We start from the raw sequence: 21358 nt of genomic DNA on the forward strand, positions 1-21358 counted from the left end.
AGTACTCGATCCTTCGTCCAGCACCGGGAGACACTTGATGACCAGCAAGGCCGAAAGCGCCATCGGCGCCCTCCGCTCCGGCTACGACACCCTCGCCCGGATCGTCGGCACGCTCCGGCCCGACGACCTCGTCCGCCCGTCGGCCGCGAGCGACTGGACCGTCGCGCAGGTGCTCAGTCACCTCGGCAGCGGCGCCGAGATCAACCTGGCCACGCTCGAGCGTGCGATCGACGGCAGCGGTGCGGCCGCGCCGGACTTCAACACGTCGGTCTGGGCCCGCTGGGACAGCATGACCCCCGCCGACCAGGCCGCCAACTTCCTCACGGCCAACGAGAAGCTGGTCCAGCGCTACGAGGGCCTGGACGACGCGCAGCTCGCCGAGCTGCGGATCGACCTCGGCTTCACACCGGAGCCCGTCGACGTCGCCGTCGCAGCGGGCATGCGGCTGAACGAGTTCGCCCTGCACAGCTGGGACGTCCGCGTGGCGCTCGACCCCACCGCGACGGTCGCCCCCGAGGCCATCGATCTCCTGCTCGAGAGCGTCGGCGGACTGCTCGGCTGGGCCGGCAAGGCGGACCAGCTGGACGGCACGGCAACCCTCACCGTCCACACCATCGATCCCACCCGGACCTTCGGCCTGGCGATCACCGACACGGTCCAGCTGATCGACACCCCCGCCACCGACGACGGCACCCTCACCGCTCCCGCCGAGTACTTCGTCCGCTTTCTCACCGGCCGCCACACCCCGGCCCACACCCCGTCGTCGGTGACCCTGACCAGCGAGTCGGTCACCCTCGACGACCTCCGGCGGATCTTCCCGGGCTACTGAGCCACGGCGCCTACCGACGGGCCTACAGGTGGTAGGTCCGTCGAGCGGTCTCGCCGAAGATCTGATCGCGGTCGGCTGGAGTCAGCCCGGCGGTCAGGTCTTCGGCGGCCTGGACCACCTCGGCGTAGGTCGCGGCCAGCAGGCAGACCGGCCAGTCGGAGCCGAACATGACACGATCCGGGCCGAAGGCTTCCAGCACGACGTCGGCGTACGGCTTCAGGTCGGCGACCTTCCAGTCGGTCCAGGACGCTTCGGTGACCATGCCGGAGAGTTTGCAGGTGACGTTCGGCTCGGCGGCGAGCGCCCGGATGCCGCTCGCCCAGGGCTCCAGGTCGCCGCCGATCTCCGGCTTGGAGATGTGGTCGACGACGAAGGTCAACTCCGGCAGCGCGCGGACCGTGTCCAGCGCGGCAGGCAGGTGCGGTGTTTTGGTCAGCAGGTCGTACACCAGACCGGCCTCCGCGACCACCGTCAGCCCACGCCGTACGTCGGGACGGTTGAGCCACTCGACGTCGGGTTCGTCGTGGACCTGGTGGCGGATTCCCTTCAGCCATTGGCCGTCGGGACGGTTCAGCAGACCGGTGAGAGCGTCCTCGACGTCGTCGGCGGTCAGGTCGACCCAGCCGACCACTCCCGCCACCAGATCGTTGCTCTCGGCAATGGCCAGGAACTCCGGCGTCTCGGCGGCCAGGCCGACGGTCTGGACCAGCACGGTCTGTGTGACGCCGGCGGCCGCGGCGAGCGGAGCCAGGTCGTCGATCAGGAAGTCGCGCCGGATCGGATCCATCGCCGAGCCGGCCATCCAGCTCTGCTCCCGGACACCGAGGTCCCAGACATGATGGTGCGCGTCGACCCTGCTCATGCGGCTCCTTCACCTCTCGTCCTGCTCATGCGACCGCCTTCTCGGCGTGAATCAGGCGGATGACCTGCTGGCTCATCCGGTCGTAGTCGTGATCGTTCGCGACCTCGCCCTGGACCCGATGGTCGCGCATCACGACCACCCGGTCGGCCAGCGTGATCATCTCGGGCAGGTCGGACGTGATCAGCAGGATGGCCAGGCCGTTGGCGGCCAGGTCCCAGATCAGCGTGTGGAAGGCGTCCTTGGTCCGGACGTCGATGCCGACCGTGGGTTCGTCGATGATCAGGATCTCGGTCCGCGCGGCCAGCCACTTGGCCAGCGAGACCTTCTGCTGGTTGCCGCCCGACAACGTGCCCGCGAGCTGGGCCGGCGACGCGATCCGGATGCCGAGCTGTTCGACGTACTGGGCGACGAGCGCGGACTCGGCCTTGGCCGGGACGTAGCCGAACAGCTTGCTCAGCCGGTCCCAGATCGTGACGGCGATGTTGCGGCTGACCGACTGCTCGAGGAACACGCCTTCTTCCTTGCGGTTCTCGGTGACGTAGCCGATCTTGTGGGTGCGCAGCGCGTCGCGCACGTTCTTGATCCGGACCGCCCGGCCGCGGATCCGCACCTCACCGGCGGTGATCCGGTCCAGCCCGAGCAGCGCCTTGGCCAGCTCGCTGCGACCGGCGCCGACCAGTCCGTACAACCCGACGATCTCGCCCGGCCGCACGGCCAGGTCGACGTCGGCGTGACCTGTCGCGGTCGACACGCCGGACAGCTCCAGCAGCGGATCGACCGACCGGTCGACGGTCCGCGGCGGCAGGCTGAGCGCCTCGTGCACCCGGCCGACCATCAGGTCGACGACCTGGTCTCGGGTCAGGCCGGACAGCGCGCCGGACTCCAGCACCGACGAGCCGTCGCGCAGCACGGTGACCGTGTCGCAGATCTGGAAGACCTCTTCGAGCTTGTGACTGACGAACAGCACCGCGCGCCCGTCGTTCTTCAGTTTGTCGACGACCCGGAACAGCCGCTCGGCCTCGTTCGGCGTGATCGACGCGGTCGGCTCGTCGAGCAGCAGCACGCGGCTCTCCACCGACAGCGCCTTCGCGATCTCGACCAGCTGTGCCTGCGCGACCGACAGCTCGGTCACCGGCTGATCGGGATCGATGTCGAGATCGAGCTCGGCCAGCCATCGGGCGGCTTCGCCACGGATCGCCGCCCGGTCGACCAGCCCGCGCGAGGTCGGCAGCTTCTGGAGCAGGATGTTCTCGCCGACAGTGAAGCCCGGGATCAGGTTGCGCTCCTGGTGCACCACGCCGATGCCCGCCGCTGCGGACTCGTGCGGCGACCCGAAGGTGACCTCCGACCCGTCGAGCAGCAGCTTGCCGCCGTCCGGCCGGTACAGCCCGGTGATCACCTTGATCAGCGTCGACTTGCCCGCGCCGTTCTCGCCGAGCAGCGCGTGCACGGACCCGGCCTCCAGCGCCAGCGTCACCCCGTCCAGCGCCCGGACGCCGGGGAACAGCTTGTCCACCCGTTCGGCCACGAACAACGTCATGACACACCTCCCGCCACCGCCGCGTCGGGCGCCTTGACGACCGTACGGCGCAACTGCCGGCGGGTCCGGACCTGTCCGAGCACGACCGACCCGAGCACGACCGTGCCGACGACGAAGTTGACCCAGCTCGGCTCGAGCGAGAACTCGGCCCGCGCCGTGTCGACGAACCGGACGATGAACGCGGCCAGCACAGTCCCGAGCACCACCGCGGACCCGCCGGTGAGCAACGCGCCACCGATGATCGGTGCCGCGAACGACGGCAGCAGCCAGTCGCCGCCGATGCTCTTGTTCACCCCCGGCGACGACGCGACGGTCAGGATCGCCGCGACCCCGAGGATCGCGCCGGACAGCGTGTGGGCGAGGATCACGGACCGGTCGTTCGAGATCCCCGACAGCCGCGCGGCGATCGGATTGCCACCCGAGGCCAGCAGTTGCCGCCCCGGCACGGTCCGCCGCAGCATCACCGCGAGCAGACCCGCAACCGCCAGCGCCACCAGGAAGATCAACGGCAGCACCCCGAACAAAGCGTAGGACCCGAAGCTCTTCAACCCGGCGGGATAGGCGTCGACCGTGCGCGTGCCGACCAGCCGGTACTGCACGCCGAGCAGCACGGTCATCGTCGCCAGCGTGACGATGAACCCGTTGATCCGGGTCAGCACGACGAGCAGCCCGTTGGCCAGGCCGGCCAGCGAGGCCAGCACGAAGCCGACCAGCAACGCCAGCGGCACCGGAACTCCGTGGTCGGCCATCATCACCCCCATCGCGACTGCTGCGAATCCCCCGACGGCGCCGACCGCCAGGTTCAGCTGGCCCACTGCGAGGACCACCATTTGAGCTAACCCGATCAGAACGGGCACCGCCAGGAACTGAAGCAGCACTCTCAAGGAATTCGCTGAGAGCAGGTCACCGTGCGAAGCGATCACCAGCCCGACGAAAAACACCACGCAGATGACCAGCAAGGTCATCTCGGTCGTTTTCACGAACCGCTTCATCGTTGTCGCACCTCCTGCCGCTCCGACAGCACGGTCCGGATCCGGTCGGTGCTCAGGGCAACCAACAGGATCAGGCCGAGGTAGATGTTCAGGCTCTCCAGCCCGACGCCGAGCAGGTCGAGCCCCTTGCGGATCACCGAGGTCAGCGCCGTGCCGAGCAACGTGCCCCAGACCGAAATGAACCCACCGGCCAGCAACGTGCCACCGAGGATCGGCCCGAGGAACGACGGCAGCATGAACTCCTCGCCGATCGTCGCCTTGATCGACCCGGTGCTCACCGCCAGCATGAATCCGGCCAGCGCCGCCAGACAGCCCGACATCGCGTGCGCGGTGATCACGCGCCGAGCGGTCGGGATGCCCGACAGCTCGGCCGCCTTCATCGACGTACCGCTCATCAGCAGTTCCCGGCCGAGCTTGGTCCGGCTGTAGATCCAGCCGACCACCGCCATCGCGATCACCGCGAACAGCGCGAGCTGCGGCACAGCCGGGGAGCCGCAGACGTTGCCGATGCAGATGTCGGCGAGCGAGTAGTTGCGCATCTCCCGCATGCCGTCGGGCTTGGTGACGAACGCCGCGTTGTCGGTCAGCCCGGTGTAGACCAGCGGGATCAGGCCGAGCAGCAGGAAGTCCAGCGCCAGCGTGACCACGAACGAGTTCACCCCGGTCCGCGCGATCACCCAGCCGGCCAGCGCACCGATCGCCGCGCCGGCGATCAGGCCCACCAGCAGACCGGCGTACAGGCTGAAGTGCCACAGGTCGTAGGAGATGCCGGTGATCATCATCGAGAACGCGGCCATCCGCCCGACGGCGAGGTTCATGTGGCCGATCGACAGCACGCACAGCTGCGCGAGCCCGACCACCGTGAACATCGCGATGTCGCGCAGCAGCGGGAAGACCACGAGCTGCTGGTTGAAGAACGCAGGCCGCAGTACGCCGAACAGCGTCGCCAGCAGCACCACCAGCACGAGCAGACCGATCCGCTGGTTGGCCCACCAGGGAGTCCGGCCACCCCGTGACGGTGGCGGCTGGTCCGGTTCCTGGAGCGCCGCGGTCGCGGTCTCCGAGACCGGAGCGCTCACGAGACCCGCCGGTCGTCGATCGCGTCGCGGTCCCAGTCGATGCCCAGCCCCGGCTCGTCCGGCGCGACCGCGTGCCCGTCGGAGATCTCCATCTCGGTCCGGGTGATCGCCCGCAGCTGCGGGATGTGCTCGACGTACCGGCCGTTCGGTACGGCGGCCGTCAGGCTGACGTGCAGCTCCATCAGGAAGTGCGGGCAGACCTGGAGGTTGAAGGTCTCGGCCAGGTGCGCCACCTTCAGCCACGGCGTGATCCCGCCGACCCGGGCCACGTCGACCTGGACGATGCCGGCCGCGCCCGCGGCGACGTACTCGCGGAACTGGGAGATCGAGTACAGCGACTCACCCACCGCGACCGGGATCGACGTCGACTCCGCCAGCCGGACGTGCCCGGTCAGGTCGTCGGCAGGCAACGGCTCCTCGAACCAGCTCAGGTCGAGCGGTTCGAAGGCCCGCGCTCGGCGCTTGGCCTCCGGGTACGTCATCGACTGGTTCGCGTCGACCATGAGGTCCAGCGCCGGACCGACCGCGTCCCGTACGGCGTGCAGGCGCTCCAGGTCCTCGTGCAGCCGCGGCTTGCCGACCTTGAGCTTCACGCCGGGCCAGCCGGCCTTCTGCGAGGCGAGTGCGCCCGCGACCAGTTCGTCGGTCGACAGGTGCAGCCAGCCACCTTCGGTGTCGTAGAGCGGCACGTTGCGGCGGAACCCGCCGGCCAGCCGCCACAGCGGTTCACCAGCCCGGCGGCACCGCAGGTCCCACAGGGCGGTGTCGACCGAGGCCAGCGCCAGCGAAGTGATCGCGCCGACCGTGGTCGCCCGGGTGGACGCGAACAGGTCGAACCAGATCCCCTCGACGTTGCGCGCGTCCGCACCGACCAGCCGCGGCAGCAAGTGGTCGCGCAGCATCGCCAGCACCGCCGTACCGCCGGTGCCGATGGTGTACGAGTAGCCGAGTCCGGTGCCGCCGTCGGACGTCTCCAGCTCGACGAAGATCGTCTCCTGCTTGAGGAACGCCTGGACCGCGTCGGTCCGGACCGTCTCGACCTCGAGATCGACCAGGAACGCCTCGGCCCGCGTGATGGTTGCCGCGCTCACTGGCAGCTCAGCTGGCTCGCGAACTCGGTCTGGAGCTCCTTGGTCTTGGCCTTGCGCTCGTCGTCGTAGGTGTCGACGTTGTCCTTGGTCACCACGAACGAGCCGGAGTCCACGATCACGCCGGGCGTTTTCATCGTGCACTGCTTGGAGCCCAGCAGCGCGAGCAGCCAGCCTCCGACGTAGGCCTGGCCGACCGGGTTCTGCGCCACCGTGGCCGACACCCCGCCGGACTTGATCCCGGCCAGGATCTTGGCGTCGTCGTCGATCGCCACCACCTTGATCGGCAGTTTGCTGCTCGCCACGCCGTCGGCCGCGGCGACCGCCGGGTTGTACGCCGTGGTGACGATGCCCTTGATCTCCTTGCCCTTGGAGGCGAGCAGGTCGGCGACCGCCTTCTGCGCGGTCTGCAGGTCCTTGTCGATGTCGGTCACCACCGGCAGCTCGGTCACCTTGCCACCGGTCTCGCCGACCGCCTTCTTCACCCCGGCGATCCGTCGCTGGGTGTTGGAGTCGACGTTGTTGCCGGTCAGGTGCACGATCGTGCCCTCGCCGCCGATCGCGTCGATGGTCGCCTTGGCCGCCTTGTACGCCGCCGCCTCGACGTCGGTGGACAGGCAGAAGTCGGCCGAGTTGGTGTTGCCGGCCGGGCAGGAGGCCAGCGAACCGACCGCGAAGCCCTTCGCCTTCAGGTCCTCGAAGGTGGTGTTGATGTCGGTCGGCGACACGCCGAAGATGCCGAACGCGTTGAAGCCCCGCGCGGCCAGCGAACTGATCACGTTGTTCTGCTTGCTCTGGTCCCACTCGCCGGTCTCGTCGAAGGTGACGTCGCCGAGCTTGAACTCGGTCTTGTCCAGCTCGGCGGTGGTCTTCCAGGGCTGGAAGTAGGGGTGCGCGCCGCCCGGGATCAGCGCGAGCTTCACGCTCGAGCCGTCCTTGAGGGTGACCGGGCCGCTCGACGTGCCGGCCGAGGCGTCGTCGGCCGGAGCGCCGCTACTCTCGGGGGAGCTCTTGGTGCTGCAGCCGGTCGCGGCCAGCGCGACGACGGCCAGCCCGGCGACGGCTGTCCTGCGGTACCACGAGATGGGCCTGGTCAGGGACGTGGGCATGGGGGCGCTCCCTCAAAGATCCTATAGGATATTGCGTAGCTGATGCTGCCGCCTCACACTGGTGGCGTCAAGACTTGCCCCGGTAACGACTGAGCACGGTTGCCGGGTCGGGCAGAATGGATGCTTCGGGAGGAGCGACGGTGACGGATGCGCATGTGGGTCTGGCGGGGCAGCTCACGCGCCTGCCGCAGCGACAGGTACTGAGCGACGACGTCTACGAGACGGTCAAGGGCCTGATCATGGACAGCGTGGTCGCGCCGGGCACCCGGCTGAACATCGACGCGCTGACCCGGGAGCTGGGCATCTCCCAGACCCCGATCCGCGAGTCGCTGGCCCGGCTGGAGTCCGACGGCCTGGTGATCAAGGAACCGCTGCGCGGCTACCGGGTCTCCTCGACGCTGACCCGGGCCGAGTTCGAGGACCTCTTCGAGTACCGGCTGCACATCGAGCCGTGGGCGGCCGGCCGGGCCGCCGAGCGCAGCTCCGCCGAGGACCTGGTCCGGCTCAAGGACGAGATGCTCAGCTACACCGACGTGCCCGAGCGGCCCGACTACGACTCGTACAAGGCGATGGCCGGGCACGACCAGCGCTTCCACGACCTGGTGCTGGAGCTGTCCGGCAACGAGACGGCCCGGCAGTCCTTCGCCCGGACGCACTGCCACCTGCACCTGTTCCGGCTGTACTACGGCGGCGGCATCGCCACCCAGGCGCTGCGCGAGCACAAGGCGGTCGTCACCGCGGTCCGCAAGGGCGACCCCGAGCAGGCCGCCACCGCGATGCGTTCGCACATCGAAGCCTCCCGGGCGCGGCTGCGTCCGGTGTTCGACCAAGTGTGATCCCCCTCTGAAGGAGATTTCGTGGAACTGCTGCGCCTCGGCGCGGTCGGTGCGGAGCGCCCCTACGTGCGCGGCACCGACGGCACCACCTACGACCTGAGCTCCGTCACCGCCGAGATCGACGGCGCCTTCCTGGCCGCCGACGGGATCGCCCGGGCCCGCGCCGCGCTGGAGGCCGGCTCACTGCCGGCCGCGGACGTCGAGGGCCTGCGGGTCGGTGCCCCGATCGCCAAGCCGGCCGCGGTGGTCTGCATCGGCCAGAACTACGCCGCCCACGCCGCCGAGTCCGGGGCCGAGCCGCCGAAGGAGCCGATCGTCTTCTTCAAGCACCCGAACACCGTCGTCGGCCCGTACGACGACGTGCTGGTGCCGCGGGACAGCCGCAAGACCGACTGGGAGGTCGAACTCGCGGTGGTGATCGGCAAGACCGCCCGCTACCTGACGTCCGACGAGGAGGCGCTGGCCTGCGTCGCCGGGTACGCGGTCTCCAACGACGTCTCCGAGCGGGCCTTCCAGCTGGAGGTGTCCGGCGGCCAGTGGTCGAAGGGCAAGTGCTGCGAGACGTTCAACCCGCTCGGCCCGGCGCTGGTCCCGGCCGACGAGATCGGCGACCCGCAGGCGCTCGACCTGAAGTCCTGGGTCAACGGTGAGCCCCGGCAGGACTCCAACACCCGCGACATGATCTTCTCGGTCGCCGCGCTGATCCGCGACCTGTCGCAGTACATGACGCTCGACCCGGGCGACATCGTCAACACCGGTACGCCGGAGGGCGTCGCGCTGTCCGGCCGCTTCCCGTACCTGGCGCCCGGCGACACCGTCGAGTGCGAGATCCAGGGCCTGGGCAAGCAGCGCCAGACGCTGCGCCAGGCCTGATCCGGGCGAAGCCCCGCCGCCGAATTCCGGTGGCGGGGCGGACCGGCGTACGGCATCGTCGGGGCATGACCTCGACGGTGAGAACAGTGACGTTCGACGCGGCCGACCCGTACGGGCTGGCCGGTTTCTGGTTGCAGGTGTTCGACGCGCAACGGCCTGACGACGACCACCCGGACGACCCGTACGCTTCGGTCGACGCCGGGTCGGTGAAGCTGCTGTTCGAGCGCAACAACGACACCAAGCAGGCGAAGAACCGGGTGCATCTCGACCTGGAGCCGGACATCCCGCGCGACCAGGAGGTCGAGCGGCTGATCGGCCTGGGCGCGACGATCGAGCACGACCACCGCGAGCCGGACGGCACCGGCTTCGTGGTGATGCTCGATCCGGGGGGCAACGAGTTCTGCGTACTGCGATCGGCCGCCGAACGCGCCGCGACGAGCTAGACCGAACCAGCTCGCCGATCGCCGGAAAGTTCCGGCTGCTTCACTGCGGCTGGCCGGTGATCTCCGGGGTCTGACCGGACAGGGTGAGGCGCCACTCGCCGTCCCAGCCGTGCACGACGATGCCGAAGCCGTCGCGGTTCGCCGATGCCCGGTGGTGCCCGCTCTCGACCGGCTGGACCTCCGCCTGCCAGCCGCGCTCGGTCAGCGCGGCAACGGCCGCCGCGACCTGGCCCCGCGGATCGACCACCGCCGGATCGCCGTTCTCGACCGTGATCAGGCAGACCGTGGCCGGCCCGCTGCCGTCCTCCAGCACCCGCGGGTTCACCGGTCCGGCGTCGTGCGTGACGACGCCGTTGTGTCCCGGTACAGCGGCCGCCGCCACCGCGAGCAGTTCCTCGCGCAACAGGTCGCGGGCCTGCGTCAGCGTGATCATCGAGTGGGTCCTTCCGGTCGTTTGCTGACTCCTGGGCCCGGTGCGCGCCGCGCCCGGACTCCGTCGGCGACAGGCTGCGGACGCGGGCTGCTGACCTTGCCCAGCGCCCGTACACCGTCGAACACCTTGGCTAGCGGCACGGCGGCCGGACTGGCCGCCGCCTGGCGCAGCGGCTCGGCCCAGGAGATCCCGGGCAGCACCCGGCTCTCCTCCTCCGCGGTGGTGCTCGCCCGTGTCACCGCCGCCAGGTCGCCGCGGATGATCCGGCCGATGTTCCGCAGCGACTCGCTGTCGAACTCGAAGTAGCTCAGGTGCCCGCGGACAGCCACCTTGCCGTCGTTGGTCTCGAACCGGATCGCGTCGGGGAACGACGCCGGGTCCGGCCCGTGCGGTTCGGCGTACGAGATGTAGTCGCCGGGGGCTCGCGCGACGAACAGCTGGACGCCGGGCGGTACGAAATCGGCCGCGCTGCGCACGTCGGGCGCCACGCCCGGACAGCCGGTCAGGATGACCCGGTCGAAGCGCACCTGCTCGCGCAGCATCGCCTGACCGGCGACCTGACCGCCGTAGCTGTTGCCGATCAGGGTGCGGTCGGTGCCGGGCGCCACCTCGGTGTCGAGCCCGGCCGCGAACCGGGCCAGCAGCGGCGCCGCCTGGATCGAGCTCTGTTTCGACATCGCGGCTTCCAGCCCGAGCGGAGCGTCGTACCCGAGCCAGACGATGGTCGCCGACCCCGGTCCGGCCTCGGTCTGCAGGTCCTGGGCCCGCGCCAGCTGCGAGCGCACCTTGTCCAGGTCGTTGTTCATCCCGGGCACCAGGACGGCGACCCGCTCGGCCCGGGCCAGGTCGCCGAGCACCTCGACCATCCGGCCCTGTCCCTCGGGCTCGACGAGCAGGAACTGCCGGTGCACCGGTACGACGATCCGGTTGCCCTCGGCATCGACATCGAGCCGCTGACCGACCGGCTGCAACATCTCGGTCAGCGTGTTGAAGCGCAGCACCTCGTCCCGCGACGCCCGTCCGCCGGCGATCCGCTCGCGCAGCTTGTCCTGCGCGGCGACGAGTCGCAGGTGGTTGGCCTGGTACCGCAGCTCAGCCGGTACGCCGTCCAGCCCGCCGAGCTGATCGGTCCGGCTGGTCACGAGCGCCCTGGCCGCCGGCTCCGGCAGCGTGCTGAAGTGGGCCCGGACCTCCTGGGCCGCCTTGGCGGGCGGCAGGCTCGCCACCCGGGCGACCAACTGGTCGAACTGCGGCTCCGCGTCGGTCATGGTCATCCTCAGGGGCGTCGGGATGCTTTGCCGAACAATAACCGGGCCGGGCGTCATCCGGCAGCGTCCCGGCGTGGAGGAATCAGTGCAGGTTGAGTGACCAGGAGGTGGCGTGCGCGGAAAGCGTGACCTTCGCCAGCGGCCGGACGTCGACGTGCCGCAGCGACTCGGCGGGAGCGTCCAGCGCGTAGAGCACCGCCGCCCGCACGACGGCCGGGTGCACCACAGCAACGACCGTACGGCGTGCCGAGTGGTCGGCGTCCGCCGTGAGGTCGCCCAGCCAGTCGGCGACGCGGGCGATCAGGTCGTTGGCCGTCTCGCCGCCGGGCGGCGCTGTGTGAGGCCGCTCGAGCCACGCGGAGACCGCGTCCGTCTCGGTGGCCAGCAGGTCTTCCAGGTCGCGGCCGGTCCACTCGCCGTACTCGCGGTCCCGGAGCGCGCCGAGCACGACCGGCTGAAGCCCGAGCGCCTCGGCGGTCAGGATCGCGGCCGGCTCCGGCCCGGCGTATGCCAGGTCCGCGGCGACCTTCAACTCCCGGGCCGTCTCCAGGCTCGCCGGGTCGGGTGCGGGCTCGCCACCGAGCACGAGGCCGCGCAGGCCAGGCGTCAGCGCGTGGGCGACCAGGGTCAGCGTGGTCACGCGGCGGCGCTTTCCGCCGGGGAGGTGACCTGGGTGCGACGATCCACCAACGCAGCGTAACCGAATCCCAGCAGCGTCCACAGCACCGCCTGCGTGCCGAGCGAGGCGAACCGGAACTGCCACAGCAGCGTCGCCGGGAACGACCCCGGCACCTCGTTGATCGCCGGCAGGATCAGGTACACCGCGACGACGGTCGCCACGAACGCGAGTCCACCACCGGCCAGCCGGATCCACGGCGCGTCGCCGAAGCGCTGCGCCCAGCGGTACGCCGCGACGCCCGCCCAGACCGCGAGCAGACCGATCACGAGGGTCAGCAGGTAGGTCACCGTGCGCTTCGTGATCGTCTCCGGGTCGCCGACGGCGGGCGGGTTCGGCGGGTACTTCAGGAACGGCACCAGCACGATGCCGACGAAACCCGCGGCGGCCAGGCCGAGGGCGGCGTAGGAGTCGCTGGAGGTGCGGAGCCGGCGACGCAGCAGGGCGAACGCGACGGCGAAGAGGCCGCCGAGCGCCACGCCGTACAGGGAGGTGGCGAGGAAGAGGCCGAAGCGCTGGCCGGTGCGGCTGACGAGCGGTTCCGGCTCGCCGGCCGCGGCGGGTTCCTCGCCGTGGGTGTGCGCGGCGCCGCCGGCCTGTTCGATCGCGATCGCGGCGTCGATGTGCGGTTCGCCCATCACGTACGCGAAGGTTCCGGCCAGCAGGCCGGCGAAGAGGCCGACGATCAGTCCGCGCACCAGAAGGTTTCCGAAGGTGCGCATGACGGTCCTGTCAGTGGTTCGGCCCGAGCGGGGTCGGGAGCGGGAACTGCAGGACGTCAGTGGCAGGGCACGCCGAGCAGGTGCCGCCCGTCGTGCATCAGCTCGTGCAAGTACATGCCGGACTGCGAGATCGCGCCCTGGTCGAAGGCGACCAGGTAGGCGAGCATCAGCAGCGCGCCGACGGTGAGCAGGGCGATCGCGAGCAGCCGCGGCGAAACGGCCGGTACGGCGACCGAGCGAGCAGGAGCGGGCATCTGAACCTCCTGGGGAAGTGCGCGTCCCCAATCGAAAGGCTGCTGGTGCCCGAGCGTCCTGACTCACGAGCAGTGCTCGCTCACAGTGGCGCGGCCGTACCGGACTCTCACCGGTTTCCCTCATGGCACCGCAGGTTGGCTCCTGCACGGTAGCGGTCCGCTTCGACCAGGGTCAACGGCTCCGGCGCGCCGGTGACGTTCCCCACTCAGACCCGCGTACGCCGGGCGGCGAGCACACCGAGCAGGGCCAGAGCGGCCGGCAGGCCGAAGGCGGTCAGGTACGCGGTGGTCGGCGAGTGCGGTTCGATCGCCGCGAACAGCGAGCCGCCGATCGCCAGTACCGTTGCTGTCAGCAACGAATCGCTGAGCTGCAGCGCGGAGCTGTTCGCGCCTTGCTGCTCCAGGCTCGAGTACTCCAGGACCAGCACCGACACGGTCGGGAAGACGGTTCCCATGCCCAGCCCGGTCAGCGCCCAGCCGAGGATGCCGACCACGACCGGCACCCGGTCGTCGAGCGTGGCGGCCGCGATCGCGATGCCCAGCAGGATCGAGACCATGCCGGCCTGCAGGAAGACGTGGTGCTCGAACGGCTGGTTCGGCCGGCCCCGGTACCACGACGCCGCGGTCCAGCTGAGCGCGCTGACGGTCAGCACCAGCCCCGCGAACGCCGGGGACAGACCGCGCTCTCGGGTCAGCATCAACGGCAGGAACACCTCGGCGCCGAACCCGGCCGCCGCGACCAGGCCGCGCAGTGCGATCACCGACGGGAGCCCGGCGCGGATCGTGAAGGTGCCTTGCGGCAACAGCTTCGGCGCGAAGAAGACCACCGCCGCCAGTCCGATCCCGACCAGGATCAGCTGAACGGAACCGTGCTGCTGACCGCCGTAGTGCAGCAGACCGACCCCGAGCGCGGCGCCCACGGCGTACCAGGCCTGCTGGCTCCAGAGCTTGCCGGACCGGGCCACGTGCTCACCTTTGGACAGCCCGGGCCGCATGATCAGCGCCGCCGGAACAGCCAGCACCGGTACGGCGAGGAAGACGATCCGCCAGTCGGCGTGCTCGACGATCAGCCCGGCGATCGCGGGTCCGACCAGTGAGGGGACGACCCAGCCGGTGGCGAAGGCGGCGAAGATCCGCGGCCGCAGTTCCGCCGGGTAGAGGTGGCCGACCACGACGTACAGGGCGACCGTGAGCAGCCCGGCGCCGAATCCCTGGATCACCCGGCCGACGACCAGGACCTCCATGGTCGGCGCGAGCCCGGCGATCACCAGACCGGCCAGGAACCAGCCCGTGCCGTGCCAGAGCGGCCGGGTCGGTCCCTTGAGGTCCGACCAGGTGCCGGAGACAACCATCGCGACGACCCCGGAGGCGAGCGGTCCGCCGAACGCCAGCGCGTACAGCGACAGGCCGTCCAGGGCCTGCGCGACCGTCGGCATCGCGGTCGTGACCGCGAGGGACTCGAACGCGACCAAGGTGATCAGCGCGACCATGCCGACGGTCAGTGCGCGGTACTGCGGGGCGAGAACGCCGGGTGGACGGGGTGCCGTGGTCGTCGTAGTCATGCCGAGTAGCGTCGGAGATGAAGTGCGCTTGAAGTCAACACGTCGACTTCGAGCGGCTCCGGATCACAGGACGGCGGCAAGGACCAAGGCGAGCAGCGGCGGCACCGCCTGGATCGCGGCGGACCTGGCCATCCGGCGGTCGGAGCCGATCAGCACGAGGCCGGCGCCGAGCATGCAGGCGCAGGCGAACAGCGCGATCGCATGGCCCCGGTCACCGCCGGCGATCAGGCCGCCGATCGCGCCGGCCGCCAGGAAGAGGTTGTAGAAGCCCTGGTTGAACGCCCACGGCCGCGCCGCCTGGGCCTCCGCCTCGGACCTGACCCGGAAGCGCTGCTGCACGCTCGGCTTGTGGAAGAGCAGGCTCTCCAGCGCGAAGAAGACGAGATGCAGGACGCCGGCCAGAGCGACGAAGATCTGCGCGAGGGTGGTCATCTGCGCACGGTACCGCTCGCCGGCCCGTCCGCCGGATGGGCTACCCGCGCGTCCCCGCCGTCATTTCCAGGTGGTGGCGAAGGCCCGAGCCGGGTTGCTGACGAAGATCCGCTCGACGACGTCCGCCCCGAGGCGTCGCGTGAGCCGCGGGCGGAGGGTGTGCAGCAGGTACGGCATTCCCGGCCCTTCGCCGGTCGCGACGCGGGCGCGAGCCGTCGTCGTGTCGCCGCCGACGAGCAGCCGGTCGGCGTACCCGGTCTCGGCCAGCGCGGCGAGGCAGTCCACCATCCGCCAGTCGGTGGCGTGGTTGGCGCGCGACGGTCCGTCGAACGCGAGAAACGCGCCGCGGGCGGCCAGTTCCTGGTGCAGCTGATGGTCCGGGAAGCGGTTCAGGTGCCCGAGCACGATCCGGTCCGGCGCGACCCCGTGTCCTTCGAGGCGATCCAGTACGGCGTCCGCACCGGTCCCCAGCTCGTGGTGGATCGCGATGGGCGCGCCGGTCGCCTGCTGCGCCTCCGCGGCGGCGTCCAGCACCCACTTCGCGTGCTGGTCGAGCCCATGGAAGCCGCCGGCGATCTTGATCAACCCTGCCCGGACCTCACTGTCGCCGATGCCTTGGGTGAGCTCTTGGACGAACAGCTCGGCCAGGTCCTGCTGCGGCAGCTCCGGGTAGTGCTCGGCCCGGTGCAGTCCAGTTGCGGCGACCACGTGGACACCGGTCTGCTGCGACAGCCCGGGCAGCAGGTCCGCGCGGCGGCCCAGACCGTGCGGAGTCCACTGGACGACCGTCTGCCCGCCAGCCTCCGCGAACAGCGTCGCTTCCCGGACCGCTGCGTCGAAGTCGTCCAACTCCTGCCCGGGCAGCATGACGCTGCGGAAGAAGAGGTGGTCGTGGGAGTTGCAGACGCCGAGCTCCTCAGGCGCCACATCACCCAGCACAGTCCGCACGACGGCCATCCGCAATCTCCCCTCGACGCAACCGAGCCCAGGCTGCCATGGGCTGCCTGGGCTCGGTCTGTGGGGTCAGTGGGTCAGCGACCGCGTCGGATGCCGCCCGCGCGGGTGCCGGCCGAGAAGGCCGCCGCACCGGCCGGGCGGCTGCTGCTGCCCGGCGTCGTCGTGGTGTAGCTCTTCGGGGCGCCGCCGGAACCACTCCGGCCGCCGGAGCCGCCGCGGCCTCCGCCACCGGAGCCGGCGCGCGCGCCACCGCTACGGCCGGCGCTGCCGCCACCGCTACGGGCTCCGCCACCGGACGCGCGGCCGCCGCCGTTCGATCCGCCGCGAGCGGCGGGGGCGGACTGGCCCGGGCCGGACGCTGCGCGCCGGTTGCGACCGCCACGTCCCCGTCCGGACGACTCGCCACCGGTACGGCGGACCTGGTCGTTCTCCGACTTGGCGGGCGGCTCGACGAAGGTGCGCTCACCCGGTGCGAGCTCGGCCAGCAGCGGGTCGCCGACGCGCAGCTTGGTCACCTTCGGCGAGATCCCGGCCTTGCGGGTCAGGTCCCGCACGTCGCTGACCTGGTCGTCGGTCATCAGCGTGACGACGGTGCCTTCGGCGCCGGCCCGCGCCGTACGACCGGAGCGGTGCAGGTATGCCTTGTGCTCGATCGGCGGGTCGGCGTGGATCACCAGCGAGACGTCGTCGACGTGGATGCCGCGCGCCGCGATGTCGGTCGCGACCAGCGTCCGGGCGGAGCCGTCCGAGAACGCCTCCAGGTTGCGGGTGCGGGCGCCCTGGGACAGGTTGCCGTGCAGCTCGACCGCGGGCACGCCCTGGGCGATCAGCTTCTTGGTGAGCGACTTGGCGCCGTACTTGGTGCGGGTGAAGACCAGCGTGCGGCCGGGAGCCGCGGCCAGGTCGACCAGCACCGGGAGCCGGCTGTCGGCCTGCAGGTGCAGGACGTGGTGGGTCATCTTCGAGACCGGCGACTGCGCCGAGTCGACGCTGTGCGTGACCGGGTTGCGCATGAACCGCTTGACCAGCACGTCGACCCCGGCGTCCAGCGTCGCCGAGAACAGCAGCCGCTGGGCGTCGCCCGGAGTCGCTTCGAGCAGCCGCCGGACGGCGGGCAGGAAGCCGAGGTCGGCCATGTGGTCGGCCTCGTCGAGCACGGTGATCTCGACCGCGTCGAGCTTCGCGTGCCCGGCCTTGACGTGGTCCTCGAGCCGGCCCGGGCAGGCGACGACGATGTCGACGCCCTTGCGCAGCCCGGTGATCTGCGGGCCGTGGCCGACGCCGCCGAAGATCGTCATCGTGCGCAGGCCGAAGGCGTCGGTCAGCGGCGTGATCGAGGCCTGGATCTGGGTGGCCAGCTCACGCGTCGGCGCCAGGATCAGCGCGCGCGGCTGGTTCGGCCGGCGGCGGGTGCCGCTGGAGGCGAGCCGGGCGATCAGCGGCAGCACGAACGCGTAGGTCTTGCCGGAACCGGTCCGGCCGCGACCGAGCACGTCCCGGCCGGCCAGCGAGTCCCGCAGGGTGGCGGCCTGGATCGGGAACGGCTTGGTGACGCCGGCCGTGGCCAGCGCGGAGACGAGCTCAGCCGGCAGACCGAGGTCGGTGAAGGTCAGGTCGTCGGGGACCACGAGCGGCGCGACGTCGTCGTACGCCTCGGTGCTGGTCTCGACGGCCTGCACGGCAGCGGGCTTCTTGCCGCCGCCGGAGCGCCGGCGACGCTCACCTTGGGTGCGGCCGTCGTTGCTCTGCGCAACAGGCTGTGCAGCGGTTGCGGACTGGTTGCCTGCGGCACCTGTACGGCGGCGGCGACGGGGGCGCGCCGAACCGTCCGGACGGGCGGAGCTGGATTCGGGCGTGGGCATGGGGCGGCTGACCGCCATCTGGTACTCCAAGAAAGTCGAAAAGGTCGTCCTGCCCGGCGCGGCATCGTGGGCCGCGGCGCGTGGGGGGTCGACTGCCAAATGGTCCGAGGCAGAACTGGGCGGACCGTCAACAACCAGCATACGGCATCGCGGCACTGCTTCCTTGTGACGTCTGTCGCGGTACCGTCCTGGCTGTGACGACCGACGACTCCTCGCCGTTCCGTACTGATCCCCCGTCCACCGGTGACGCGCGGGCGATGCTGCAGGGTTTTCTCGACTTCCACCGGGGCACGCTGCTCTGGAAGGTGTCCGGACTGAGCGGTGCCGACCTGGTCCGGCCGGCGGTGGATCCGTCCGGGATGAGCCTGCTCGGACTGGTGCGGCACCTGACCGAGGTGGAGCGCTACTGGTTCCAGCTCTGCCTGGACGGGCGGGTGGACGCGTTGAAGCTGTGGACGGACGAGCACCCGGACGGCGACTTCGACCTGGTGTCGGCCGCGGACGCGGAGGCGGACCTCGCGACGTTCCACCAGGTGGTCGCGGAGTCGGACGCGATCGCTCGCGGATACGACCTCGACCACCACTTCACCCGGCCGCGCGGCGGCGAGAAACTCTCGCTGCGGTGGCTCTATCTGCACATGGTCGAGGAGTACGCCCGGCACAACGGCCACGCCGACCTACTGCGCGAACGGATCGACGGTCGGACCGGCGAATGAGCTTCAGCGGATCCGGTGGCCGTGCAGAATCACCGCCGCAGGAGTGGCGAGTACCTCCGGGCTCTCCCGCGGGTCTGCGTCGTAGGTGACGAGGTTGCCGTCGTCGAGCAGGCCCAGGTAGTTCCAGGCCGCAGTGGTCGCTGCTGCCATCGCCTGGCTGACATCAAGGCCGTGGGAGGTGAGCAATTCGATCTCACGGGCGACGGATCCCACCACGTCCGAGCCGGTCAGCACGGTCACGCCGTACTCGTGGGCCAGTTCGAGCATGCTGGTCAGGTACTTCGCCGTGGTCAGCCGACGTTCGCGGCGCTCCGGAGTCTCGTCCGGGTGCCCACCGATCGACGCGCAAAGGGTTGGTGTCCAAGCCCCGCCACGCCTCCCGAGAACCGCCAGGTCCTTCTCGGTGATGCTGGTGCCGTGCTCGATCGAGTCGACACCGACCCGGATCAACTCGCTCACGAACGGGCTGTTGGTGTGCGCCGCGACCCGCCCACCCTTCGCGTGCGTCGTTTCGACCACCTGCTCGACCAGGCCGATCTCGTACGACGGCTCGACGGCACTGCCGCGGATCGGTCCGTCCGGGCCGACCGCGGGGAAGTCCGCGACCAGCTTGACCCAGGTCGCGCCGTCATCCAGCTCGGCCTCGACGGCGGCCAGCAGTTCGTCGGCCTCCACCGGCTCGTACATGCGAGGGAAGTAGCGACCTCGCGGGGCCAGGAACCGGCCGGCCGCGACCACGATCGGGCGATCCTCGCGGAGATTCCGGGCGAACTGGAGGGTGATCTCGCGCCGGCCGCCGACGTCGCGGACCGCGCTGACGCCGGCCTGGGCGAGCTGATCGAGGCGGGCTGCGGCAGCGGTCTCGTCTCCGGCGAGCAACGGCCCGTGCTCGTCGGCGCCGACGGTCAGGTGGCAGTGCGCGTCGACCAGACCCGGAAGCGCGAACCGGCCGGGCAGCCTTTGGTCGTCGCCCGAACCGAAGCGCAGGCGGACGGACTGGTCCACAGGCAGGCAAACTCCGTCGAAGGTCCAGGTCGTCATCTTCGGATCTTCTCTGGCAAGAGGGCCGCGAGCGGTGCGTGCCCGGTCGCTCAGGAGGCAGGATGCAGTCATGCGGGAGAAGGACCTGGACAAATGGGTCGGGCGGTACCGGCGGGCGTGGGAGTCCAACGACCCGAAGGACATCGCCGCGCTGTGGACCGAGGACGCCGTGTTCTACCGGCGGCCGGACGAGGAGCCGGTGCGCGGCCGGGACGCGATCGTGCAGGCGTGGCTGGAGGTCGCGGACGCGGCGGGTGAGACGACGTTCGAGTACGAGGTGCTCGGGTTCGGGGACGGCGTCGGGTTCGTCCGGGGCTGGACGACGTATCTGACGACACCGCCGGCCGAGTTCAGCAATCTGTGGGTGATCCGGCTGGAGCGGAGCGGCCGGGCGCACGAGTTCACGGAGTGGTGGATGCAGGCACCGTGAAGGTTGCCTCAAGCAACCTCTCAGGGACTGACGGCGAGGAAGAGGAAGGCGCTGAACACCATCAGGTGAACGGCTCCCTGCAGCAGCGTGGCGCGGCCGGTGGCCAGCGTGAGTTGGCTGACCACCACGGTCAGGGCGAACAGCACCATCTCCTTGCCGCCCAGGCCGAGCACGAGCGGTCCGCTGAGCCAGATCGACGCGACCGCGATCGCCGGGATCGTCAGCCCGATGCTCGCCAGCGCGGAGCCGAGCGCCAGATTGAGGCTGGTCTGCAGCCGGTTCCGCAGCGCGGCCCGGACGGCGGCGACGGTCTCCGGCAGCAGCACGAGCAGAGCGATGACCACACCCACCACGGCGAGTGGGGCGCCGGCCGACTCGACGGCGGCTTCCAGCTTCGGCGACACCGTCTTCGCGAGGCCGACCACGGCGACCAGGCAGGCAAAGAGCAGCGCGAGACTGATCAGCGCCACCTTGCCGCTCGGTGCGGCGGCGTGCGCTTCCTCGTCGTCTTCCTCCTGGTCCACGACTTCCACAGCCAGTTCGGCGCTCGCCTCGGACTCCCCGTCCCGCGCCGCGACAGCGGCGCCGGCCCGCGGTTCTTCCCTCCGCCCGCCATCCCGTTGCGCCACGCGCCCGGCGTCGCCGTCCGTCGCGTGCTCGACCGGGAGGAAGTAGTCGCGATGCCGGATGGTCTGCACGAACACGAACACGCCGTACATCACCAGCGACACCACCCCGGCGAACGCCAGCTGCGCCCCGCTGAAGGTCGCGCCCGGCGTACTGGTGGTGAAGGTCGGCAGCACCAGGCTGAGCGTGACCAGCGCGGTCATGACGGCCAGCGCACTGCCGGAGGCGTGCACGCGGAACTGCTGGGTCCGGTGCCGTAGCGAGCCGACCACGAGCGACAACCCGAGGATGCCGTTGCAGGTGATCATCACCGCGGCGAACACGGTGTCGCGCGCCAGCGACGCGGCCTTGTCACCACCGGAGGCCATCAGCGTCACGATCAGCGCGACCTCGATCACCGTCACCGCGAGCGCGAGGATCAGCGTGCCGAACGGTTCACCCACCCGGTGCGCGACGACCTCGGCGTGGTGCACCGCGGCGATCACCGCCGCTCCCAGCCCGGCACACACCAGCACGAGCAGGATGGCCCCGAGATCTCGCCCCCAGGACAGCACCAGTACGACGAGCGCGAGCGGGGGCACGGCCAGACTCCAGCGCGGCAACCCTTGGACCGTGGAGTTCGTCATCCCCTCCGATTCTATTCGGTTCCGCACAAATGAGTTGGCATCCGCCGCCTGGCACCGTGATGCTTTTCGCATCGATCCCGTGCCAGGGATCGAGCATCAGG

General features: G+C 70.5%; 23 protein-coding genes and 1 riboswitch. Of the genes, 6 read left to right on the top strand and 17 right to left on the bottom strand.

What is annotated here, in order from left to right; genetic code table 11:
* Positions 1-37: 37 nt before the first annotated feature.
* Positions 38-829, top strand: coding sequence for a maleylpyruvate isomerase family mycothiol-dependent enzyme (locus ACQPXM_RS40175; RefSeq protein WP_432943228.1), 792 nt, complete (start codon positions 38-40; stop codon positions 827-829).
* Positions 830-851: 22 nt separating this feature from the next.
* Here the strand turns inward: ACQPXM_RS40175 and ACQPXM_RS40180 are convergent, their stop codons facing one another.
* Genes ACQPXM_RS40180 through ACQPXM_RS40205 form a run of 6 tightly spaced genes read right to left on the bottom strand, consistent with a single transcriptional unit; the run spans position 852 to position 7499 of the window.
* Complete coding sequence (locus ACQPXM_RS40180) at positions 852-1691, bottom strand: amidohydrolase family protein (RefSeq protein WP_432943229.1); 840 nt, start codon at positions 1689-1691, stop codon at positions 852-854.
* Between the two features lie 25 nt (positions 1692-1716).
* Positions 1717-3231 carry a sugar ABC transporter ATP-binding protein gene (locus tag ACQPXM_RS40185; protein ID WP_432943230.1) on the bottom strand — a complete coding sequence of 505 codons (1515 nt, stop codon included), beginning with the start codon at positions 3229-3231 and terminating at the stop codon, positions 1717-1719.
* Complete coding sequence (locus ACQPXM_RS40190; protein ID WP_432943231.1) at positions 3228-4223, bottom strand: ABC transporter permease; 996 nt, start codon at positions 4221-4223, stop codon at positions 3228-3230. The genes ACQPXM_RS40185 and ACQPXM_RS40190 overlap by 4 nt, the downstream gene beginning before the upstream one ends.
* Complete coding sequence (locus ACQPXM_RS40195) at positions 4220-5302, bottom strand: ABC transporter permease (RefSeq protein WP_432943232.1); 1083 nt, start codon at positions 5300-5302, stop codon at positions 4220-4222. The genes ACQPXM_RS40190 and ACQPXM_RS40195 overlap by 4 nt, the downstream gene beginning before the upstream one ends.
* Positions 5299-6393: a mandelate racemase/muconate lactonizing enzyme family protein gene (locus ACQPXM_RS40200; protein ID WP_432943233.1), complete on the bottom strand. Its 1095-nt coding sequence runs from the start codon at positions 6391-6393 to the stop codon at positions 5299-5301. Before ACQPXM_RS40200 ends, ACQPXM_RS40195 begins: the two co-directional genes overlap by 4 nt.
* Positions 6390-7499 carry a sugar ABC transporter substrate-binding protein gene (locus ACQPXM_RS40205; RefSeq protein ID WP_432943234.1) on the bottom strand — a complete coding sequence of 370 codons (1110 nt, stop codon included), beginning with the start codon at positions 7497-7499 and terminating at the stop codon, positions 6390-6392. Before ACQPXM_RS40205 ends, ACQPXM_RS40200 begins: the two co-directional genes overlap by 4 nt.
* A 140-nt stretch (positions 7500-7639) precedes the next feature.
* Here ACQPXM_RS40205 and ACQPXM_RS40210 point away from each other — a divergent pair, with 140 nt between their 5' ends.
* The 3 genes from ACQPXM_RS40210 (at position 7640) to ACQPXM_RS40220 (ending at position 9651) form a co-directional block, all read left to right on the top strand.
* Positions 7640-8335 carry a GntR family transcriptional regulator gene (locus ACQPXM_RS40210; protein ID WP_432943235.1) on the top strand — a complete coding sequence of 232 codons (696 nt, stop codon included), beginning with the start codon at positions 7640-7642 and terminating at the stop codon, positions 8333-8335.
* Between the two features lie 21 nt (positions 8336-8356).
* Complete coding sequence (locus ACQPXM_RS40215) at positions 8357-9208, top strand: fumarylacetoacetate hydrolase family protein (RefSeq protein ID WP_432943236.1); 852 nt, start codon at positions 8357-8359, stop codon at positions 9206-9208.
* Positions 9209-9273: 65 nt separating this feature from the next.
* On the top strand, positions 9274-9651 hold the full coding sequence (locus ACQPXM_RS40220) for a VOC family protein (RefSeq protein WP_432943237.1): 378 nt from the start codon (positions 9274-9276) through the stop codon (positions 9649-9651).
* Positions 9652-9691: 40 nt separating this feature from the next.
* On the opposite strand, the gene ACQPXM_RS40225 is transcribed toward ACQPXM_RS40220, so the two are convergent.
* The 9 genes from ACQPXM_RS40225 to ACQPXM_RS40265 form a co-directional block, all read right to left on the bottom strand.
* Positions 9692-10084 carry a hypothetical protein gene (locus ACQPXM_RS40225; RefSeq protein ID WP_432943238.1) on the bottom strand — a complete coding sequence of 131 codons (393 nt, stop codon included), beginning with the start codon at positions 10082-10084 and terminating at the stop codon, positions 9692-9694.
* Complete coding sequence (locus tag ACQPXM_RS40230; RefSeq protein WP_432943239.1) at positions 10081-11352, bottom strand: alpha/beta hydrolase; 1272 nt, start codon at positions 11350-11352, stop codon at positions 10081-10083. The genes ACQPXM_RS40225 and ACQPXM_RS40230 overlap by 4 nt, the downstream gene beginning before the upstream one ends.
* Positions 11353-11434: 82 nt before the next feature.
* Entirely contained in the window at positions 11435-11992 is a 558-nt protein-coding gene (locus ACQPXM_RS40235; protein ID WP_432943240.1) for a histidine phosphatase family protein, read from the bottom strand.
* Complete coding sequence (locus tag ACQPXM_RS40240) at positions 11989-12750, bottom strand: CbtA family protein (RefSeq protein ID WP_432943241.1); 762 nt, start codon at positions 12748-12750, stop codon at positions 11989-11991. Before ACQPXM_RS40240 ends, ACQPXM_RS40235 begins: the two co-directional genes overlap by 4 nt.
* Positions 12751-12806: 56 nt before the next feature.
* Complete coding sequence (locus ACQPXM_RS40245; protein ID WP_432943242.1) at positions 12807-13004, bottom strand: CbtB domain-containing protein; 198 nt, start codon at positions 13002-13004, stop codon at positions 12807-12809.
* A gap of 33 nt (positions 13005-13037) precedes the next feature.
* Positions 13038-13159: riboswitch (cobalamin riboswitch) on the bottom strand.
* Positions 13160-13210: 51 nt separating this feature from the next.
* Entirely contained in the window at positions 13211-14566 is a 1356-nt protein-coding gene (locus tag ACQPXM_RS40250) for an MFS transporter (RefSeq protein WP_432943243.1), read from the bottom strand.
* Positions 14567-14629: 63 nt separating this feature from the next.
* Positions 14630-14998: a DUF1304 domain-containing protein gene (locus tag ACQPXM_RS40255; RefSeq protein WP_432943244.1), complete on the bottom strand. Its 369-nt coding sequence runs from the start codon at positions 14996-14998 to the stop codon at positions 14630-14632.
* A gap of 60 nt (positions 14999-15058) precedes the next feature.
* The gene (locus ACQPXM_RS40260) at positions 15059-15955 is read right to left on the bottom strand and encodes a phosphotriesterase family protein (RefSeq protein WP_432943245.1); all 897 of its coding nucleotides are present in this window, start codon (positions 15953-15955) and stop codon (positions 15059-15061) included.
* Between the two features lie 74 nt (positions 15956-16029).
* Positions 16030-17634: a DEAD/DEAH box helicase gene (locus tag ACQPXM_RS40265; protein ID WP_432943246.1), complete on the bottom strand. Its 1605-nt coding sequence runs from the start codon at positions 17632-17634 to the stop codon at positions 16030-16032.
* Positions 17635-18011: 377 nt separating this feature from the next.
* Here ACQPXM_RS40265 and ACQPXM_RS40270 point away from each other — a divergent pair, with 377 nt between their 5' ends.
* A complete protein-coding gene (locus ACQPXM_RS40270) occupies positions 18012-18533 on the top strand; it encodes a DinB family protein (RefSeq protein ID WP_432943247.1) in 522 nt (173 codons plus the stop codon).
* Between the two features lie 3 nt (positions 18534-18536).
* Here the strand turns inward: ACQPXM_RS40270 and ACQPXM_RS40275 are convergent, their stop codons facing one another.
* The gene (locus tag ACQPXM_RS40275) at positions 18537-19574 is read right to left on the bottom strand and encodes an amidohydrolase family protein (protein ID WP_432943248.1); all 1038 of its coding nucleotides are present in this window, start codon (positions 19572-19574) and stop codon (positions 18537-18539) included.
* Positions 19575-19644: 70 nt separating this feature from the next.
* Here ACQPXM_RS40275 and ACQPXM_RS40280 point away from each other — a divergent pair, with 70 nt between their 5' ends.
* Entirely contained in the window at positions 19645-20004 is a 360-nt protein-coding gene (locus ACQPXM_RS40280) for a YybH family protein (protein ID WP_432943249.1), read from the top strand.
* A gap of 20 nt (positions 20005-20024) precedes the next feature.
* Here the strand turns inward: ACQPXM_RS40280 and ACQPXM_RS40285 are convergent, their stop codons facing one another.
* The gene (locus ACQPXM_RS40285; protein ID WP_432943250.1) at positions 20025-21257 is read right to left on the bottom strand and encodes a calcium:proton antiporter; all 1233 of its coding nucleotides are present in this window, start codon (positions 21255-21257) and stop codon (positions 20025-20027) included.
* Positions 21258-21358: the final 101 nt, after the last annotated feature.

The sequence above is a fragment of the Kribbella sp. CA-253562 genome (assembly GCF_050942265.1).
GTDB lineage: Bacteria > Actinomycetota > Actinomycetes > Propionibacteriales > Kribbellaceae > Kribbella.

Bases quoted from the DNA above. Each gene is read 5' to 3' on its own strand.
- ACQPXM_RS40250 (WP_432943243.1), bottom strand. From the start codon at position 14,566: ATGACTACGACGACCACGGCACCCCGTCCACCCGGCGTTCTCGCCCCG.
- ACQPXM_RS40230 (WP_432943239.1), bottom strand. From the start codon at position 11,352: ATGACCGACGCGGAGCCGCAGTTCGACCAGTTGGTCGCCCGGGTGGCG.
- ACQPXM_RS40260 (WP_432943245.1), bottom strand. From the start codon at position 15,955: ATGGCCGTCGTGCGGACTGTGCTGGGTGATGTGGCGCCTGAGGAGCTC.
- ACQPXM_RS40220 (WP_432943237.1), top strand. From the start codon at position 9,274: ATGACCTCGACGGTGAGAACAGTGACGTTCGACGCGGCCGACCCGTAC.
- ACQPXM_RS40275 (WP_432943248.1), bottom strand. From the start codon at position 19,574: ATGACGACCTGGACCTTCGACGGAGTTTGCCTGCCTGTGGACCAGTCC.
- ACQPXM_RS40180 (WP_432943229.1), bottom strand. From the start codon at position 1,691: ATGAGCAGGGTCGACGCGCACCATCATGTCTGGGACCTCGGTGTCCGG.
- ACQPXM_RS40185 (WP_432943230.1), bottom strand. From the start codon at position 3,231: ATGACGTTGTTCGTGGCCGAACGGGTGGACAAGCTGTTCCCCGGCGTC.
- ACQPXM_RS40175 (WP_432943228.1), top strand. From the start codon at position 38: ATGACCAGCAAGGCCGAAAGCGCCATCGGCGCCCTCCGCTCCGGCTAC.
- ACQPXM_RS40245 (WP_432943242.1), bottom strand. From the start codon at position 13,004: ATGCCCGCTCCTGCTCGCTCGGTCGCCGTACCGGCCGTTTCGCCGCGG.
- ACQPXM_RS40280 (WP_432943249.1), top strand. From the start codon at position 19,645: ATGCGGGAGAAGGACCTGGACAAATGGGTCGGGCGGTACCGGCGGGCG.
- ACQPXM_RS40190 (WP_432943231.1), bottom strand. From the start codon at position 4,223: ATGAAGCGGTTCGTGAAAACGACCGAGATGACCTTGCTGGTCATCTGC.
- ACQPXM_RS40205 (WP_432943234.1), bottom strand. From the start codon at position 7,499: ATGCCCACGTCCCTGACCAGGCCCATCTCGTGGTACCGCAGGACAGCC.
- ACQPXM_RS40255 (WP_432943244.1), bottom strand. From the start codon at position 14,998: ATGACCACCCTCGCGCAGATCTTCGTCGCTCTGGCCGGCGTCCTGCAT.
- ACQPXM_RS40240 (WP_432943241.1), bottom strand. From the start codon at position 12,750: ATGCGCACCTTCGGAAACCTTCTGGTGCGCGGACTGATCGTCGGCCTC.
- ACQPXM_RS40225 (WP_432943238.1), bottom strand. From the start codon at position 10,084: ATGATCACGCTGACGCAGGCCCGCGACCTGTTGCGCGAGGAACTGCTC.
- ACQPXM_RS40285 (WP_432943250.1), bottom strand. From the start codon at position 21,257: ATGACGAACTCCACGGTCCAAGGGTTGCCGCGCTGGAGTCTGGCCGTG.